This window comes from Variovorax sp. V213, assembly GCF_041154455.1.
In the GTDB taxonomy this organism is placed as follows: domain Bacteria; phylum Pseudomonadota; class Gammaproteobacteria; order Burkholderiales; family Burkholderiaceae_C; genus Variovorax.
Genome location: NZ_AP028664.1, coordinates 76,589 through 93,971 on the forward strand (window position 1 = coordinate 76,589; position 17,383 = coordinate 93,971).

Here is a 17,383-nt window from a genome sequence, read left to right on the forward strand (position 1 = left end):
TCATCGGGCGTTCGGGTCCTTGTTGAACCACTTCTTGTAGATGGTGGCGTAGCTGCCGTCGGCGCGGATCGCGGCCAGGCCGGCCGTGAGCTTGTCGAGCAGCGCCTTGTCGCCCTTCTTCACGACAATGCCGAAGCCTTCCTCGGGGAAGGACTTGTCGTCGAGCGTCTTGAGCTCGGGGTTCTGCGCCACGCGGTAGGCGATCACGCCGTTGTCGCCCATGGCCGCATCGACGCCGCCGCCGGCCAGCTCGGAAATGATGAGCGGCGTGCTCTCGAAGCGGCGGATGTTGGGGTTGGTCTTGCCGAACTCGCGCGAGGCGATGTCGTCGGCGGTGGAAGCGCTCACCACGGCAATCTTCTTGCCGGCGAGGTCCTTCAGCGAGGCGACGGTGCTGCTCTTGGGCAGCGCGATCAGCTGGCGTGCCGCGAAGTAGGGCGGTGTGAAGTCGTAGCTCTGCTTGCGCTTCTCGTTGATGGTGACGCCCGAGATCACGAGGTCGACGTCGCCGTTGTTGAGCGCGCCGAAGATGCCCGTGAACGGCGTGTTGACGACCTTGATCTTCAGGCCCTGCTGCTTGGCAATGGCGTTGATGATGTCGATGTCGAAGCCGACGATCTGCTTGTCCTTGTTCTCGAAGGCGAAGGGCGCGTAGGTGGCGCTCGACGCCACGGTGAGTTCGCGGTTCTGGGCCTGGGCGGCGAAGCAGAGCGAGGCGGCGGCAAGGCCGAGCGCCAGGGCGCGGCGGATGGGGTTCATGGGGGCTTCTTCCTCTTGTGGCGCCGGCTGGCGGCGTGTGTGTATGTGATGGGCGGGAATTTTAGGTTGCAGCTAGCGTGCCAGGTGTCCGAGCGGCCAGGCGCTGCTGGCCTTCACCTCCCCCAGCGAAAAGCTGGTGTGCAGGTCTTTCACGTTGGGCAGGTTCATGAGGTGCCGGCGCGCGAAGGCCGAAAAACTGTCCAGGTCCTGCGCCACCACCTGCAGCTCGAAGGTGCCGGTGCCGCTGATGTAGTGGCATGCCACCACTTCGGGCAGCTTGCGGATCGCGTCTTCCAGCTTCTGGGTGGCGTCGTTGGTGACGCGCTCGGTGTCCACGCGCACGAAAGCGAGCACCCCGAGCCCGATCTTGTGGCGGTCGATCTCGGCGTGGTAACCCTTGATGAAGCCGGCTTCTTCCAGCGCGCGCACCCGGCGCCAGCAGGGTGCGGCCGAGAGCCCCACGCGCTGCGCAAGCTCGGCGTTGGTCAGGCGGCCGTCGGCCTGCAGTTCTTGCAGTATTGCAAGGTCGAACTTGTCAATGCTTTCCATAAGTGGAGATCTTAAGCAAGATTCTTTCTGAAAGCCGGTTTTTAGAGGCAAAGAACGCAAACACCTGTCGCGCACCCCGGCATACACTTTGCGTGATCATGGGCTCGCGCCCTACCGGGCACAGACCCACACCCAGCCAGGCCCACAAGGCCCTGCCACACGGAGACAGACACACATGAACGCCCCACTGCCGGAGCACATTCGCAAGGCCCTCGAAACCGTCACGCTCGACGACAAATACAGCCTCGACTACGGCCGCGCTTTCATGAGCGGCGTCCAGGCGCTCGTCAAGCTGCCGATGCTGCAGCGCCTGCGCGACAAGCAGGCCGGCAAAAACACCGCCGGTTTCATCAGCGGCTACCGCGGCTCCCCGCTCGGCGGCTACGACCAGGCGCTGTGGAAGGCCAGCAAGTTCCTGAAGGAACAGAACATCGTCTTCCAGCCGGGCGTGAATGAAGAGCTCGCCGCCACGGCCCTGTGGGGCACCCAGCAGCTGGGCTTCTCGCCGGCGGGCACCAACAAGTTCGACGGCGTCTTCGGCATCTGGTATGGCAAGGGCCCGGGCGTGGACCGCTGCTCCGACGTCTTCAAGCACGCCAACATGGCGGGCACCACCGAATGGGGCGGCGTGATCGCGGTGGCGGGCGACGACCACATTTCCAAGAGCAGCACGGCCGCGCACCAGAGCGACCACATCTTCAAGGCCTGCGGCACGCCGGTGTTCTTTCCGACCAACGTGCAGGAAATCCTGGACCTGGGCATTCACGCCTTTGCCATGAGCCGCTTTTCGGGCATCTGGTCGGGCATGAAGACGATCCAGGAAATCGTCGAGTCGAGCGCCACGGCCATGATCGACCCGGACCGCGTCGAGATCGTCATTCCCACCGATTTCCAGATGCCGCCGGGCGGCCTGCACATCCGCTGGCCCGACCACGCGCTGGAGCAGGAAGCGCGCCTCATGCACTACAAGTGGTATGCCGCGCTGGCCTACATCCGTGCCAACCGGCTGAACCACAACGTGATCGAAGGCCCGAACGACCGCTTCGGCATCATGGCCAGCGGCAAGGCCTACAACGACACCCGCCAGGCCCTGATCGACCTGGGACTGGACGACGCCACCTGCCGCCAGCTGGGCATCCGGCTGCACAAGGTGGGCGTGGTGTGGCCGCTCGAGGCGCAGCTCACGCGCGACTTCGCCACCGGCCTGCAAGAGATTCTGGTGGTGGAAGAAAAGCGCCAGGTCATCGAATACCAGCTGAAGGAAGAGCTCTACAACTGGCGCGCCGACGTGCGCCCCACCGTGCTGGGCAAGTTCAATGAGCTCGACGGCGATTTCTCCGGCGGCGAATGGGCCATGCCCAACCCCACCGCCAACACGCTGCTGCGCGCCAATGCCGACCTGAACCCGGCGCTGATTGCCAAGGCCATTGCGCAGCGCCTGCGCAAGCTCGGCATCCTGGACCAGGCCGGCGCCGACATGCGCGCGCGCATCGATGCGCAGATGGCGATCCTCGAAGCCAAGGAGCGCTCGATGGAAGTGCTCAAGGTGGGCGGCGTGCAGGGCGCCGACCGCCAGCCGTGGTTCTGCTCGGGCTGCCCGCACAACACCAGCACCGTGGTGCCCGAAGGCTCGCGCGCCATGGGCGGCATCGGCTGCCACTTCATGGCGACCTGGATGGACCGCTCCACCATCGGCTTCACGCAGATGGGCGGCGAGGGGGTGCCGTGGGTGGGCCAGCAGCCCTTCACCACCGACCAGCACATCTTCGCGAACCTGGGCGACGGCACGTATTTCCACAGCGGCCTGCTCGCCATCCGGCAGAGCATTGCCGCGGGCGTGAACATCACCTACAAGATTCTCTACAACGACGCCGTGGCCATGACCGGCGGCCAGCAGGTCGGCGAGCGGCCCGAAGGCCACTCGGTGCTGCAGATTGCCGAAAGCCTGCATGCCGAAGGCGCCAAGAAGGTCGTCATCGTGACCGACGAGCCCGAGAAGTACGAAGGCGTGAACATCCCCGGCGACCATGTGGCGGTGAAGCACCGCGACCTGCTCGACGAGATCCAGCGCGAGTTCCGCGCCATCTCGGGCACCACCGCCATCATCTACGACCAGACCTGTGCCACCGAGAAGCGCCGCCGCCGCAAGCGGGGCACGGCCGTCGATCCGGCCAAGCGCGTGGTCATCAACGAACTGGTCTGCGAAGGCTGCGGCGACTGCAGCGTGCAGAGCAATTGCCTGTCGGTCGAGCCGCTCGAAACCGAGTTCGGCCGCAAGCGCACCATCAACCAGAGCAGCTGCAACAAGGACATGAGCTGCCTCAAGGGCTTCTGCCCGAGCTTCGTCACGGTCGAAGGCGGGCAGCTCAAGAAAAAGACCCGGAACAAGGCCGATTCGCCGTTCGAACTCGGCCCGCTGCCCGAACCGGCCGTGCCGGCGCTGGCGCGAGATCAAGTCTGGGGCATCGTGGTCGCCGGTGTCGGCGGCACGGGCGTCATCACCATCGGCCAGCTGCTGGGCATGGCGGCCCACATCGAAGGCAAGGGCATCGTCACCCAGGACGCGGCCGGCCTGGCGCAAAAGGGCGGCGCCACCTGGAGCCATGCGCTGATCGGCGAATCGCAGGACGCGATCCGCACCACCCGCGTCGGCACCGCCGCGGCCGACCTGATCCTGGCGGCCGATCCGCTGGTGGCGGTCAACGCCGAAACCCTGGCGCGCATGCGCGAAGGGCGCACGCACGTGGCGCTCAACACGCACAGCACGCCGACGGCCGCCTTCGTGCGCAACGCCAACTGGGTGAATCCACAGGACGACTGCGCGAACCAGATCGCGCGCGCCGTGGGCGCCGATGCGCTCGGTACCTTCGACGCCGATGCCGCCGCCACCACGCTGATGGGCGACAGCCTCTACGCCAATCCGATGCTGCTGGGCTTTGCCTGGCAAAAGGGCTGGATCCCGCTGGCGCTCGAGTCGCTGATGCGCGCCATCGAACTCAACGCCGTGGCCATCGAGAACAACAAGGCCGCCTTCGCATGGGGCCGCCAGGCGGCGGCGAACCCGGCCGCGCTGCAAAAGCGCGTGCGCCCGGGCCAGGTGGTCGAATTCAAGAAGCGCGAAACCGTCGACAGCCTGGTGGCGCGCCGGGTCGAATTCCTCACGGGCTACCAGAACGCGGCCTATGCCGACGATTACCGGCAGTTCGTGGGCAAGGTCCGGCAGGCCGAATCGGTGCTGGGCAAGACCGCGCTCGCCGAAACCGTGGCCCGCTACCTGTTCAAGCTCATGGCCTACAAGGACGAGTACGAAGTGGCGCGCCTGCACACCGACCGCAGCTTCCTCGACCGCGTCGAAGGCATGTTCGAAGGCGAGATGGGCAGGGATTTCAAGCTCAACTACCACCTCGCGCCGCCCATCATTGCCAAAAAGAACGCCAAGGGCGAGCTGCAAAAGCAGAAGTTCGGCCCCTGGATGCTCACCGGCTTCAGGCTGCTGGCGCGGCTCAAGGGCCTGCGCGGCACGGCCCTGGACATCTTCGGGCGCACCGAAGAGCGCAGGACCGAACGCGCGCTCATCGGCGAGTACCGCGCGGCCATCGAGGAGGTGGTTTCCGGCCTCAATGCCGGGAACCATGCCCTGGCGCTGGAGATTGCGAGCCTGCCCGAGCAGATCCGCGGCTACGGGCACGTGAAGGACCGCAACCTGGCGGCCGCCCGTACCCGCTGGAGCGACCTGCTCGCCAAGTGGCGCAACCCACAATCGGTGCAGCGCTCGGCGGCCTGACCCTCGAAGAGAAGCCGGCCCGCGGCGGCCGGCCATCTCGCGCGGCTGCTATTCAAAGAAGAGCAACGGAGGCGCGGCTGGCGCCCCTGGAAAGCCCTGCCCTCCGCGCCGGATAAGCGCGGGGCGTGGGGCGTTGCCACGAATACAATGCCCGCTGCTGTGCGCGGCCAACGCCGCTTCAAGCGCTGACTCGCGGCCTTTTCCACGGGGCCGCGGAACCGCGGGCCCGGCTCGCGCTTCTGACATTCCTCTTCTCTCTGCTGGAGACTCTCTTGTTCATTTCCTCTGCTTTCGCCCAAACCGCGCCCGCTGCTTCCGGCGGTGGCGACATGTTGTCCTCGCTCGGCAGCATGCTGCCCCTGGTGCTCATGTTCGTGGTGCTGTATTTCGTCATGATCCGCCCGCAAATGAAGCGCCAGAAAGAGGCCCGCGCCATGATCGAAGCCCTGGCCAAGGGCGATGAGGTGGCAACCGCCGGCGGCGTGCTCGGCAAGATCACTTCGCTCGGCGACCAGTACCTCGGTCTCGAAATCGCCAATGGCGTGGAGATCAAGATCCAGCGCAGCGCTGTGGTCCAGGTCCTGCCCAAGGGCGCCGTCAAGCAGTAATCAATAAAAGCGCGGCCCGGCCTTGCGCCTCTCGGCGCAAGGCCTCAAGTCACGCGGTGTCCCGTTTCTGAAAAGCGCTTTCTCATGAACCGTTATCCGGTCTGGAAGTACGCGATCATCGTGATCGTGCTGCTTGTGGGGTTGATCTATTCCCTGCCCAATTTCTTCGGCGAGGCGCCTGCGGTGCAGGTGTCCGCGGCCAAGTCGACCGCCAAGGTCGATGCGGCAACCCAGGGCCGGGTCGAGGAGGCGCTGAAAACAGCCGGGGTCACGCCCGACCTGCTGACGCTCGAGGCCGGCTCGCTGCGGGCGCGCTTCGCCACGCCCGACGACCAGCTCAAGGCGCGCGACGCATTGCAGCGCACGCTGGTCCCCGATGCGTCCGACCCGTCCTATGTGGTGGCGTTGAACCTGGTTTCGCGGTCGCCGTCCTGGCTCACGGCATTGCATGCGTTTCCGATGTACCTCGGCCTCGACCTGCGCGGCGGTGTCGACTTCCTGCTGCAGGTCGACATGAAGGGCGCCATCGAGAAGAAGGCCGAATCGTTCGCGGGCGACCTGCGCACCACCTTCCGCGACAAGGGCATCCGCGGCACCTCGGTGAACCGCAACGGCCAGACGATCGAGGTTTCGTTCCGCGACGCGGCCGCGCTGCAAGCAGCCAAGCAGCTGATCCAGGACCAGTTTCAGGATCTTGCGACCAACGATGGCCAGGAAGGCAACGTCTGGCGCCTCACGGCCACCATCAAGCCCGAGGCCGCGCGCCGGCTGCAGGACGCGGCCCTGAAGCAGAACATCACCACCCTGCACAACCGCATCAACGAGCTTGGTGTGGCCGAGCCGGTGATCCAGCAGCAGGGGCTCGACCGCATCGTGGTGCAGCTGCCCGGCGTGCAGGACACCGCCAAGGCCAAGGACATCCTGGGCCGCACCGCGACGCTCGAAATGCGCCTGGTCGACGAAAGCGCCGAAGGCCGCGCGGCCGAACTGAGTGGCGGGCCGGTGCCTTTCGGCTCCGAGAAATTCCTCGAACGCAACGGCCGACCGGTGATCGTGAAGAAGCAGGTGCTCGTCACCGGCGAAAACCTCACCGACGCCCAGCCCGGTTTCGACCAGCAGAGCAACCAGCCCAAGGTCGACCTGACCATGGACGCCAAGGGCGGCCGCATCATGCGCGACGTGAGCCGCGAAAACTACAAGAAGCGCATGGCCATGCTGATCTTCGAGAAGGGCAAGGGCGAAGTGCTCACGGCTCCGTCGATCAACGGCGAGCTCGGCAACCGCTTCCAGATTTCGGGTTCGATGACCGTGGTCGAGGCCAACGACCTCGCGCTGCTGCTGCGCGCCGGCTCGCTGGCCGCGCCGATGGAAATCATCCAGGAACGCACCATCGGCCCGAGCCTGGGCGCCGACAACATCGAGAAGGGCTTCAAGAGCGTGATGTATGGCTTCCTGGCCATCATGGTGTTCATGTGCGCCTACTACGCATTGTTCGGCCTGTTCTCGTCGATCGCGCTGGCCGTCAACCTGATGCTGCTGGTGGCCATTCTCTCGATGCTGCAAGCCACGCTCACGCTGCCCGGCATCGCGGCCATGGCGCTGGCCATCGGCGTGGCCATCGACTCCAACGTGCTCATCAACGAGCGCGTGCGCGAAGAACTGCGCAACGGGGCCTCGCCGCAAGCGGCCATCCACGCCGGCTACGACCGCGCCTGGGGCACCATCCTCGACTCCAACGTGACCACGCTGATCGCGGGCATCGCACTGCTCGCCTTCGGCTCGGGCCCGGTGCGCGGTTTCGCGGTGGTCCACTGCATCGGCATCGTCACGTCGATGTTCTCCGCCGTGTTCTTCTCGCGCGGCCTCGTCAACTTCTGGTACGGCCAGAAGAAAAAGCTCAAGACGGTGTCCATCGGCACGGTCTGGCGGCCCAAGACCGACGGCACGGCCGTGGCCGAAGGCAAGTAAAGGTCAAGGACAAGCGCCATGGAATTCTTCCGCATCCACAAGACCATCCCGTTCATGCGCCACGCGCTGGTGCTGAACATCATTTCCTTCGTCACCTTCGCACTGGCGGTGTTCTTCCTGCTGCACCGCGGGCTGCACCTGTCGGTGGAGTTCACGGGCGGCACCGTGATGGAGGTGGCCTACCAGCAGTCCGCAGACATCGGCAAGGTGCGCGAGGCCGTCGCCAAGCTCGGCTATCCCGACGTGCAGGTGCAGAGCTACGGCACTTCGCGCGACGTGCAGATCCGCCTGCCGGCGCAAAAGGGCATGAACTCCGACCAGCAGAGCGCGCAGGTCATGCAGGCGCTCAAGACGGTCGACCCCTCGGCCACGCAGCGCGGCATCGAGGTCGTCGGCCCGCAGGTGGGCGACGAGCTCACCACCAACGGCCTCAAGGCGCTGGGCATGGTGGTGGTCGGCATCATGATCTACCTGGCGATCCGCTTCGAATGGAAGTTCGCCGTGGCGACCGTGCTGGCCAACCTGCACGACGTGGTCATCATCCTGGGCTTCTTTGCCTTCTTCCAGTGGGAGTTCTCGCTGGCGGTGCTGGCGGCGGTGCTGGCGGTGCTGGGCTACTCGGTCAACGAGTCGGTCGTGATCTTCGACCGGGTGCGCGAGAATTTCCGCCGCTACCGCAAGATGAGCACGGTCGAGATCATCGACAACGCGATCACCTCGACCATCAGCCGGACCATCATCACGCACGGCTCGACCCAGCTGGTGGTGCTCTCGATGTTCTTCTTCGGCGGCCCGACGCTGCACTACTTCGCGCTCGCGCTGACCATCGGCATCTGCTTCGGCATCTATTCGTCGGCTTTCGTGGCGGCGGCCATTGCCATGTGGCTCGGCGTCAAGCGCGAAGATCTCGTCAAGGGCCCGGTCAAGCGCGACGGCGGTCCGGACGATCCGAACGCCGGCGCGGTGGTCTGACCCCGATCGAATTCGAGAGGAACGCGCCGCGGGAGCCAGCGAAAATGCCGGAGCTGATGCACACTTGTGCGGTTGCGTTTCCCGATGCAAGCTCTCGGTCATCGCCCGTCCACGGAGTTCCACTGGCCTTCCCGATCCTTCAATGAGCATTGCGCGGTCCGCCTCTTCTCTGCAGCTCGCACGCGAGACGCGCGAGCGCTTCGTTCTGGCTACCGGAGGCGTGATCGCGCCGTTGGCGCAAGCCATCCGGGATCGCCTCACGCAGCAGGCTTCGGAAATGGGCAATGCGCGCGCCATGCAGGAGAGCCGCGACGATTTCGTGGCCTTCCAGGGCCAGGCATCGCAATGGGTGGCACTCGCGCAGACGGGCTGGCGCAAGGCGGTCGACGCGCCGCCGGGCACGGCGCCCGGCACGTCATCGGGTGCGAAGCTGCGGCTCGAGCTCATCGATGACGATGCGATGGAGAGCAGCATTCTTTCGTCGCGCCTGGCGCAGGTGATCCACGACAAGGCCAGCTTCGAGCTCAGCGACCTTCGGCTGCGCATCCAGCACCTGGAAGGCTCCAGCGAACTGGACGCCAACGACGTGCTCCGGCCCGAAACGATGGCCAAGCTGCTGGTCGACCAGTGGCTGGCGGCCGGCTTGAGCCGCACGCTGTGGGCGCGGGTGCAGGACACCGTGCAGCAGCACCTCGTCGGCGTCGTCGTCAAGGCCTACGAAGACGCCAACGCATTCCTGATTTCCAAAGGCGTGATGCCGGAAATCGATCTCAAGAGCTTTGTCCGGCGCACCGGCGCTTCCGGCGGCGGACCGTCGACGGTGCCCGCGCCGCCTTACGCGCCCGGCTCCCCCCAGACCACCGGCGCCGTCCATCGGCAAGGCTTCGATGCGCCCTCGCAACCCCGGGCCTTTGCTCCTTCCGTGCCAGCCGCGACCACCGGCGGTTCGCCCTTGATGGTCGCGCGCCAGCGCGCGCAGACCGCGCTCCTGAGCCTCAAGCGTTTCGTTGCCGCCCGCATTGGCGCAGAAGTGCCGAACGCCTCTTCCTCCCCGACGACGACGGGAATGGATGGGCGTGCGCCAGGTGCCGGACCGGCCGGCGCCGGCGCCGGCGTTGCGTCTGCACGCGCTGCTTCCCAGACCTTTGCAGGGCTCATCGCCGAAGCCGAAGCCGCCTACCGGATGGCCGCAACGCAGTACATGGAGGGCTCCGCAGAGCAGGCCACCGTCATCCAGCAGGCCTCGGTCGACCTGCGGCGGCGCAGCGCGGAGCTCAAGAAAAGGGCGCCCACCACCGCCGACAAGGCCACGGTCGAGATCGTGGCGCTCATGTTCCAGGCCATCCTCGCGGAGGAGCGCATTCCTTTCTCGGCGCGTGTCTGGTTTGCGCGCCTGCAGATGCCTGTGCTGCGCGTGGCCATTGCCGAGCCCGAATTCTTCGGCACGCTGCAGCATCCCGCGCGCATGCTGATCGACCGCATGGGCTCCTGCGTGATGGGCTTCGACGCCGCGGCCATTTCCGGCAGCGCGCTCGAAGGCGAGATCCGGCGCGTGGTGCAGGTGATCGAGCAGTACCCCGAAACCGGCCAGCGCGTGTTCAAGCTGGTGTTCGACGAGTTCGTCGCGTTCCTGAGCCGCTATCTCACGCAGAGCGACGCCACCCAGCGCGTCATGAGCGTGGCGCAGCAGGTCGAGCAGAAGGAAACGATGGCGATCCAGTACACCATCGAGTTGCGCAAGATGCTCAACGACATGCCGGTGCGCGAGGAGATACGCGAGTTCCTCTTCAAGGTCTGGGCCGAGGTGCTGGCGATTGCCGCATTGCGCTATGGCGCACAGGGCGAGCAAACCGTGATGCTCAAGCGCGTGGCCTCCGAACTGGTGTGGGCCGCGAGCGCCAAGCCCAACCGCGCCGACCGTGCACGCGTGATCCAGGACCTGCCGCAGCTGCTGCAGCGCCTGCGCCTGGGCATGAACCTGCTCGGCATCATCGACGAGCCGCAGGAAGCCCACATCAAGACCATCGGCGCAACCTTGTCCGATGCCTTCCTGTCCAAGACCGAAGCCATTCCCGCGGCCAAGATCGAAGCCATGGCCGAGCGCCTGGCCCACCTGGAAGATTTCGTGAGCGACGATGGCAGCGCATCCAGCCTGCCGCTCGACGCGAACAGCATCGAATTGCTGCTGGGCATCGATGCGGCCTCGATCGAGGTCGTCGCCGACATCGCGGGCGGCACGCCGGCCGAAGACATGCTGGCGTGGGCCCACGAGCTGGAGGTGGGCAACTGGTTCATGCTCGACCATAACGATCGCGTGAGCCAGGTGCAGTTCGTCTGGCGCAGCGACCGCAAGCAACTGCACCTGTTTGCAACGGCCGACGGCCGCAGCTTCCTGATCCAGGTCGGCCGGCTGGCCAACTACCTGCAGGCCGGGCTGCTGGTGCCGGCCGAGGAAGAAACCCTCACCGTACGCGCCACGCGCGAGGCGCTTGCCAAGCTCGACGCGAACCCGGAGCGGCTGCTGAACTAGTCCGAGCGCTAGTGGGCGACGCGGCCCTCGCGGCTTTCGCTGAGTTCGTCGAGCACCAGCGCGTCGGGCTCGATGCCCGTGCTCCAGTGCACCATCAGCACGATGATCTTGAGTTCGTCGAGCGCGACCGGGTCGCCCGGTGCTGCCATGGCACGTTCGATGACGATCTCGCGCAGGCCGCAGGACAGCACATTCGACGACTCGAGAAAGCTGATGAAGCCGAGGCATTCGGCGCCCAGGTGCTCCTGCTCGGCCTGCGAATAGACCCGCATGGCGTTGTCCGACTGCGACAGGGCCGGCTCGGGCGCGCCCCGCAGCGTGACCGTGGCAACGGTGTCGTCGTTGGCGCTTCGCTCGAACTGCACGCCCTGCGTTGCAAGGCTCAGGCCGTCGAGCCATTGCAGCGCATCGCGAATTTCTTCTGCCTCGAAGCCGTGTGCGCTGAGCTTGCGGCCCAGCTGTTCGGGTTCGGGGCAGGCATCGCCGCGCCAATAGTTTTCGTAGACAAACACGAGCACTTCGAACATGGGCCCAATATAGCCGAAGCCGGTTGCCCGCCCACGAGCTTCGTGCGCTGCGCCCTCTTTCTCTTTGACGGAGAGAGCGCTGTTAGGCCGCTGCCGCTCGTTGAAAGAGGCCGCCCGGCAGGCGTGCGACCTGACCGTCGAGCTCGAGTTCGAGCATCTTGGCCTGCAGCACGGCGGCGCTCCAGCCGGTGCGCGCGCTCAATGCATCGAGGCTCACCGGGTCGAAGCCCAGGGCTTCGAGAAGCGGATTCTCCTGCCCGGAGGAGGAGGCCGGATCGCCCGCATTCGCATGCTCGAAAAGACCCGCGGCCGTGCCGCCGGCGGCGCGCAGCGCGGGCAATTCTTCGAGGATGTCGTTCACCGACTCGACCAGCTTTGCGCCCTGGCGGATCAGCGCATGGCAGCCGCGCGATTGCGGCGAATGGATCGACCCGGGAATGGCGAACACTTCCTTGCCTTGCTCCGAGGTGAGCCGGGCGGTGATCAGCGAGCCCGATTGCAGCGCGGCCTCGACCACCAGCGTGCCGCGGGCCAGGCCGGCGATCAAGCGGTTGCGCTTCGGAAAATTTTGCGTGAGCGGGGGCGTGCCGAGCGGCAGCTCGCTCACGATCAAACCCTGCAGCATGATGCGGTGCGCGAGATCGCGATGCCGCGCCGGATAGACGCGATCGAGTCCGGTTCCCACCACGGCCACGGTCGCAAGCCGCAGGGCGTCGCCGGCCGCGTCGAGCGCGCCCTGGTGCGCGGCACCATCGACACCGAGCGCCAGCCCCGACACCACCGGCAAGCCCGCTTCACCCAATGCCCGCCCAAAGGCGCGGGCATTGGCCGCGCCTTGCGGTGTCGGGTTGCGGCTGCCCACCACGGCAATGCTGTTTTCGAGCTGTGTCAGGTCGAAGGCCGCCGCGCCGAGAACGTAGAGCATCAGCGGCGGGTCGGCCATTTCCAGCAGCGACGCGGGGTAGCCGGCATCGCCCAGCGTCACCAGGCGGCGCGTCGCGGCGCCGTCATCGGCGGCGGGTTGCAGCCACTGCCACGTCTGGTCGATCTGGGCCTGGAGGCCGGGGGGCGCCTGCTGCAAGGCGTCGGCCTGTGCCGCAGACACAATTTGCCGCAGCGCCGTGCTGGTCTCCGCAAAGATTTTCTCTGGCAGGCCGAAGGCGGCCAGCAGCCGGCGAGCGGCACCGTCGCCGATGCCCGGCGTCAGTGAAAGCCGCAGCCAGCCGGCGAGTTCTGCGCGTTCCAAGCGAAGGCGAAGGCGAAAGCGTCAGGGATTGACGAGGAAGTCGCCGGCACGCGGGGTGTCGGTAATTTCGAGCACCAGCGCATACGACACCTTTTCGAAAGGCCGGAACACCATCAAGAGGCCGATGCGTTCGTTCGGGAGCTTGATCGTCTCCTTGCGCTCGCCGGTCCGGTCGAGAATGGTTTCGCCGTTCTTCAGGATGGCCAGCACGTGGCCGCTGTCGATGCCGTCGCGCGTGCCCTTGTTGATGGCCACCACCTGGTTCTGCGCCGCGAACTGCACCGCGTTGCCATAGACCGAGATGATGCGGCCCTCGACCTGCGTGGAGGGCGCGCGGGGCACGTAGCTCAGCAACTGGCGCGGCGGTTCCGGCAGCAGGCGGTCGCCGGCGCGGATTTCTTCGCGCGCCGCGACGATGTCGATGCTGGCCGGCACCACGGTGATGACGTCCTTGTCCTTCTCGGTCTCGACCGTGGTCGATTCGCCACGCTTGAGCTGGGCCTTGCCCAGGTACTGCGCCTCGTAGCCGAGGATTTCGCCGGTTCCAGGGTCCTTGAGCGGCGTGGCGCTGCGGAACACGCGGAAGTTCTTCAGCGGGCCCGGGGTTTCGAGCAGCGGCGTCTCGGCATTGCCGCGCGCATAGGCACGGTCGCCGCGCGACAGCAGCACCCGGCTGTCGTTGCCGGCAACGATGCGCGGCGCGCTTTGCAGCGTGTCGGCATCCACCACGATCGGTTCGCTGAGGAAGGGCTCGATGATGCTCGGATTGAGCGTGGGCAGCGCCATGCCGGCCAGCGAATCGAAGCGCGTGCGCGGCGACAGCTTGATGGTGCCGCCGTCGCCGCTTCCGCCCGCGCCGCGGCGCATGGTCAACCGCGCACGGCCGCCGGTCTTGTCCAGATAAAGAACCTGGCCCGGGTAGATGCGGTGCGGATTCGCGATTTCACTGATGTTCATGCCCCACAGCTCCGGCCAGCGCCAGGGGCGCAGCAGGTAGAGGCGGGAAATGGCCCACAGCGTGTCGCCGGGCTTCACCGTGTATTCGTCGGGCGCATTGGGCGCCAGTTCGCTCAACGGAACGCCGTTCTGGGCGGTCTGCTGGGCCGTGGAACGCTGCTGCGGGGTGACGGGATAGTTTTGCGCCCAGGCCGTCGTGCCGCTGCCGATCACTGCAAGGGCTGCCAACGTGGCGAAAAGAGGCGTGCGCTGGCGGACGGGGGTTCGGAGCTTTTTCATGTCTGGATGGGTGAGCGCACCGAGTATCGGTGCACATACGAATCTCACAATTTGCTACGAATTCTGCGCCTGAAGCCCTTGAGAGGGCAACGTTTTCAGGCGATCCCGGCTCATCGCGTCGCGGAATTGGCGAAAATAGCCACAACTTTTCCCCTTTTTCATGGCCAAACGAATCATTCTGAGTTACCCGGACAAGCGCCTGCACACGGTGGCCAAGCCCGTGCAGGGCGTGGACGCGCGCATCAAGGCACTGGTTGCCGACATGCTGGAGACCATGTACGACGCCAGCGGCATCGGCTTGGCCGCGACCCAGGTCGACGTGCATGAACGGCTGGTCGTCATCGACGTTTCCGAGGAGCGCAACGAGCCGATCGTTCTCATCAACCCCGAGATTATCTGGGCCAGCGACGAAAAAGTGCTGAATGAAGAGGGCTGCCTGTCGGTGCCCGGCATCTACGACGGCGTCATGCGCTCTACGTCGGTCAAGGTCCAGGCGCTGGACGAGCACGGCGAAATGCGCACCATCGAGGCCGATGGCCTGCTGGCGGTGTGCATCCAGCACGAACTGGATCACCTCTTGGGCAAGGTGTTCGTCGAATACCTGTCGCCGCTCAAGCGCAACCGCATCAAGAGCAAGTTGCTCAAGCAGCAGCGGGAAGAGGCCCGAGAGGGCCGGGCGTGACCGTGCCTTGCCTGCGGCCCTGGGCGTCCGTTCTGGCCGCAGGGCTTGTCGTGCTGGCCGGCTGCGCCAGCGAACCCACACGCATCGCCCCGGGTACCACGGCGGCCGAAACGCTGCAGCGCCTGGGTGCGCCCACGGGCCGCTATCCGCTCAACGGCGGCGGGGAACGGTTCCAGTATTCGCGCATGCCGGCGGGTTTCGAAGTCGTCGACATCGACGTCGATGCCTCGGGCAAGGTCGTTTCCGTGACCCAGGTGCTCGCCGAGGCACGATTCGGCCACGACATCAAGATCGACCAATGGCGCCAGAACGACGTGCTCGCCTTCTACGGCCGGCCTTATGAAACGAGCCGTGTCAGCTCTTTCGACGGCACTGTCTGGACCTGGCGCTACAAGGCGGTGAACGAGCGCCGCATGCTCTATATCTACATCGATCCGACCGGCGTGGTTCGCCGCTATCACACGGGGGACGACCTCGAACTCGATCGGATCCGCGATTGACCCCGTTGAAAGTCGTTTTTGCGGGGACGCCCGAGTTCGCGCGCGTCGCGCTCGAAGCCATTGCCGCCGCCGGCCATGACATCGTGGGGGTGCTGAGCCAGCCTGACCGGCCCGCGGGGCGCGGCATGAAGCTGCAGGCTTCGCCCGTCAAGCAATGCGCCGTGGCCCACAACTGGGCGGTGGTGCAGCCGCGCAGTCTTCGGCTGGACGGCAAGTACCCGGAAGACGCCTCGGCGGCACGGGACGCCCTTCTGGCCGCCAAGCCCGATGTGATGGTGGTCGCCGCCTACGGGCTCATCCTGCCGCAATGGGTGCTCGACCTGCCGAAGTTCGGCTGCCTCAACATCCACGCCAGCCTGCTGCCGCGCTGGCGCGGCGCGGCGCCGATCCACCGTGCCATCGAAGCTGGCGACGCGCAGACCGGCATCACCATCATGCAGATGGACGCCGGCCTGGACACGGGCGACATGCTGCTGCGCGAAGCGGTCGACATCGGGGGCGACAACACCGCCCGACTGCACGACCGCCTGGCCGAGCTGGGCGGCCGCATGATCGTCCAGGCGCTGGCCGACATCGGCAACCTGGCGCGCACGCCGCAGCCGGCCGAAGGCGTCACCTACGCCAACAAGGTCGAAAAGCACGAAGCCCAGATCGACTGGAACCAGCCCGCCGAGGCCATCGTGCGGCGCATTCGCGCCTTCGACCCCTTTCCGGGCGCCAACAGCCCGCTCGACGGCGAGACCATCAAGCTCTGGTCCGCGCATGCGGTCGCGGCCGAAGTGCCGGCCGCGCCGGGCACCCTCCTGGCCGTGACCGACGCCGGCGTTGCGGTGGCGGCGGCCGGCTCCCTCGTGATGGCGACCGAACTCCAGCGTCCCGGCGGCAAGCGCCTGGCCGTGGCCGATTTCCTGCGCGGCTTCGACCTGAAGCCCGGGCAGCGCTTCGGCTGATGTTTTTTTCCGCCGCCATACGCCGCCGGCCCGAGTTCCGCACGGGCATCCGCGACATGTCGTCGGCCGCGCTGGGCATTGGCGCCTGGGGCCTGATGACCGGCGTGGCCATGGTCAAGTCGAACATGAGCGTGCTCGAGTCGGTGGCCATGACGCTCCTGGTCTACGCCGGCAGCTCCCAGCTTGCGGCCATTCCGCTGCTGTTTGCGGGTGCGCCGGCCTGGGTGATCCTGGCCACGGGCTTTTGCGTCAACCTGCGCTTCGTGGTGTTCAGCCTGCACCTGCGGCCGTACCTGATGCACATGCCACGCTGGCGCCGCATGACGCACGGCTATCTCACGGCGGACCTCAGCTACGCGCTCTTCACGAGAAAGTACCCCACTCCGCCGGCCGCGGCCGATGAGCAGAAGGCCCAGGAGGCCTACCTCACCGGCAACTACTTCGTGACCTGGTGCTCCTGGATGGGCATGAGCCTCCTGGGCATCGCGCTGGCCAATTTCATTCCGCAGAACTGGGGCCTCGGCTTTGCCGGGGTGCTGAGCCTGGTGGCGATCGTCTGCTCGATGGCGACCACGCGGCTGCGCGTGCTGGCCGCGCTGATCGCCAGCGTCACCGCCGTGGCCGCCTATGCCCTGCCGCTCAAGCTCAACATCGTGGTGGCCATCGGCGTGGCGGTGCTGCTGTGCTTCTGGCTCGAGAAGCAGTTCGGGCTCGATCCCGACGCGGAGGACGACAAGTGAGAGGCACCGACCTGTGGACGCTGGGCGTGATCGTCGGGCTGGCCGCGGTGACCGTGCTCACGCGCTGCTTCTTCTTCATTCTCGACCGCCCGTGGGGGCTGCCCGAGTGGGCGCACCGGGCCCTGCACTACGCGCCGGCCGCCGCACTCGCGGGCGTGATCGCGCCCGAGATCGTGATGACCCAGGGCCATCTCATCACCACGCTGCACGATGCCCGCCTGTATGCCGCGCTGGTCGGCGCTGCTTACTACTACTGGCGGCGCGGCGTGTTCGGCACGATGCTGGCGGGCATGGCGGTGTACCTGCCGCTGCACCTGGGCTTGGGCTGGTAG

The 17,383-nt window shown here is 66.4% G+C and carries 15 protein-coding genes; 10 read left to right on the forward strand and 5 right to left on the reverse strand.

From position 1 onward, the window contains the following. Both ACAM55_RS00350 and ACAM55_RS00355 read right to left on the reverse strand, forming a co-directional pair. Positions 1 to 759 (reverse strand): basic amino acid ABC transporter substrate-binding protein, encoded by a 759-nt coding sequence (locus tag ACAM55_RS00350; RefSeq protein ID WP_369654167.1) that lies wholly within the window; start codon positions 757 to 759, stop codon positions 1 to 3. A gap of 72 nt (positions 760 to 831) precedes the next feature. After that, entirely contained in the window at positions 832 to 1,308 is a 477-nt protein-coding gene (locus tag ACAM55_RS00355) for an Lrp/AsnC family transcriptional regulator (protein ID WP_369654168.1), read from the reverse strand. Between the two features lie 175 nt (positions 1,309 to 1,483). Between ACAM55_RS00355 and ACAM55_RS00360 the strand changes: the two genes are divergently transcribed. The 5 genes from ACAM55_RS00360 (at position 1,484) to ACAM55_RS00380 (ending at position 11,170) form a co-directional block, all read left to right on the forward strand. Next, positions 1,484 to 5,092 carry an indolepyruvate ferredoxin oxidoreductase family protein gene (locus tag ACAM55_RS00360; protein ID WP_369654169.1) on the forward strand — a complete coding sequence of 1,203 codons (3,609 nt, stop codon included), beginning with the start codon at positions 1,484 to 1,486 and terminating at the stop codon, positions 5,090 to 5,092. 272 nt (positions 5,093 to 5,364) lie between these two features. Continuing rightward, positions 5,365 to 5,700, forward strand: a complete 336-nt coding sequence (yajC, locus tag ACAM55_RS00365; protein ID WP_018905224.1) for a preprotein translocase subunit YajC — start codon at positions 5,365 to 5,367, stop codon at positions 5,698 to 5,700. 84 nt (positions 5,701 to 5,784) lie between these two features. Beyond that, a complete protein-coding gene (gene secD / locus ACAM55_RS00370) occupies positions 5,785 to 7,668 on the forward strand; it encodes a protein translocase subunit SecD (protein WP_369654170.1) in 1,884 nt (627 codons plus the stop codon). 18 nt (positions 7,669 to 7,686) lie between these two features. Further along, a complete protein-coding gene (secF, locus tag ACAM55_RS00375) occupies positions 7,687 to 8,640 on the forward strand; it encodes a protein translocase subunit SecF (RefSeq protein WP_369654171.1) in 954 nt (317 codons plus the stop codon). A gap of 142 nt (positions 8,641 to 8,782) precedes the next feature. Beyond that, positions 8,783 to 11,170 carry a DUF1631 family protein gene (locus ACAM55_RS00380; RefSeq protein WP_369654172.1) on the forward strand — a complete coding sequence of 796 codons (2,388 nt, stop codon included), beginning with the start codon at positions 8,783 to 8,785 and terminating at the stop codon, positions 11,168 to 11,170. 8 nt (positions 11,171 to 11,178) lie between these two features. Here the strand turns inward: ACAM55_RS00380 and ACAM55_RS00385 are convergent, their stop codons facing one another. From ACAM55_RS00385 to ACAM55_RS00395, 3 genes are all read right to left on the reverse strand, one after another. After that, on the reverse strand, positions 11,179 to 11,697 hold the full coding sequence (locus ACAM55_RS00385) for a DUF494 family protein (RefSeq protein ID WP_369654173.1): 519 nt from the start codon (positions 11,695 to 11,697) through the stop codon (positions 11,179 to 11,181). 82 nt (positions 11,698 to 11,779) lie between these two features. Beyond that, a complete protein-coding gene (dprA, locus tag ACAM55_RS00390) occupies positions 11,780 to 12,943 on the reverse strand; it encodes a DNA-processing protein DprA (protein WP_369654174.1) in 1,164 nt (387 codons plus the stop codon). Positions 12,944 to 12,964: 21 nt separating this feature from the next. Beyond that, entirely contained in the window at positions 12,965 to 14,179 is a 1,215-nt protein-coding gene (locus ACAM55_RS00395; RefSeq protein WP_369654175.1) for a LysM peptidoglycan-binding domain-containing protein, read from the reverse strand. 160 nt (positions 14,180 to 14,339) lie between these two features. Here ACAM55_RS00395 and def point away from each other — a divergent pair, with 160 nt between their 5' ends. The 5 genes from def to ACAM55_RS00420 are packed head-to-tail and all read left to right on the forward strand — an operon-like array spanning position 14,340 to position 17,383. Further along, positions 14,340 to 14,861, forward strand: a complete 522-nt coding sequence (gene def, locus ACAM55_RS00400) for a peptide deformylase (RefSeq protein WP_369654176.1) — start codon at positions 14,340 to 14,342, stop codon at positions 14,859 to 14,861. After that, a complete protein-coding gene (locus ACAM55_RS00405; protein WP_369654177.1) occupies positions 14,858 to 15,361 on the forward strand; it encodes a hypothetical protein in 504 nt (167 codons plus the stop codon). The genes def and ACAM55_RS00405 overlap by 4 nt, the downstream gene beginning before the upstream one ends. 5 nt (positions 15,362 to 15,366) lie before the next feature. Further along, positions 15,367 to 16,311, forward strand: a complete 945-nt coding sequence (gene fmt, locus ACAM55_RS00410) for a methionyl-tRNA formyltransferase (protein ID WP_369656477.1) — start codon at positions 15,367 to 15,369, stop codon at positions 16,309 to 16,311. Next, on the forward strand, positions 16,311 to 17,051 hold the full coding sequence (locus ACAM55_RS00415; protein ID WP_369654178.1) for an AzlC family ABC transporter permease: 741 nt from the start codon (positions 16,311 to 16,313) through the stop codon (positions 17,049 to 17,051). Before fmt ends, ACAM55_RS00415 begins: the two co-directional genes overlap by 1 nt. Beyond that, positions 17,048 to 17,383 carry an AzlD domain-containing protein gene (locus tag ACAM55_RS00420; RefSeq protein WP_369654179.1) on the forward strand — a complete coding sequence of 112 codons (336 nt, stop codon included), beginning with the start codon at positions 17,048 to 17,050 and terminating at the stop codon, positions 17,381 to 17,383. Before ACAM55_RS00415 ends, ACAM55_RS00420 begins: the two co-directional genes overlap by 4 nt.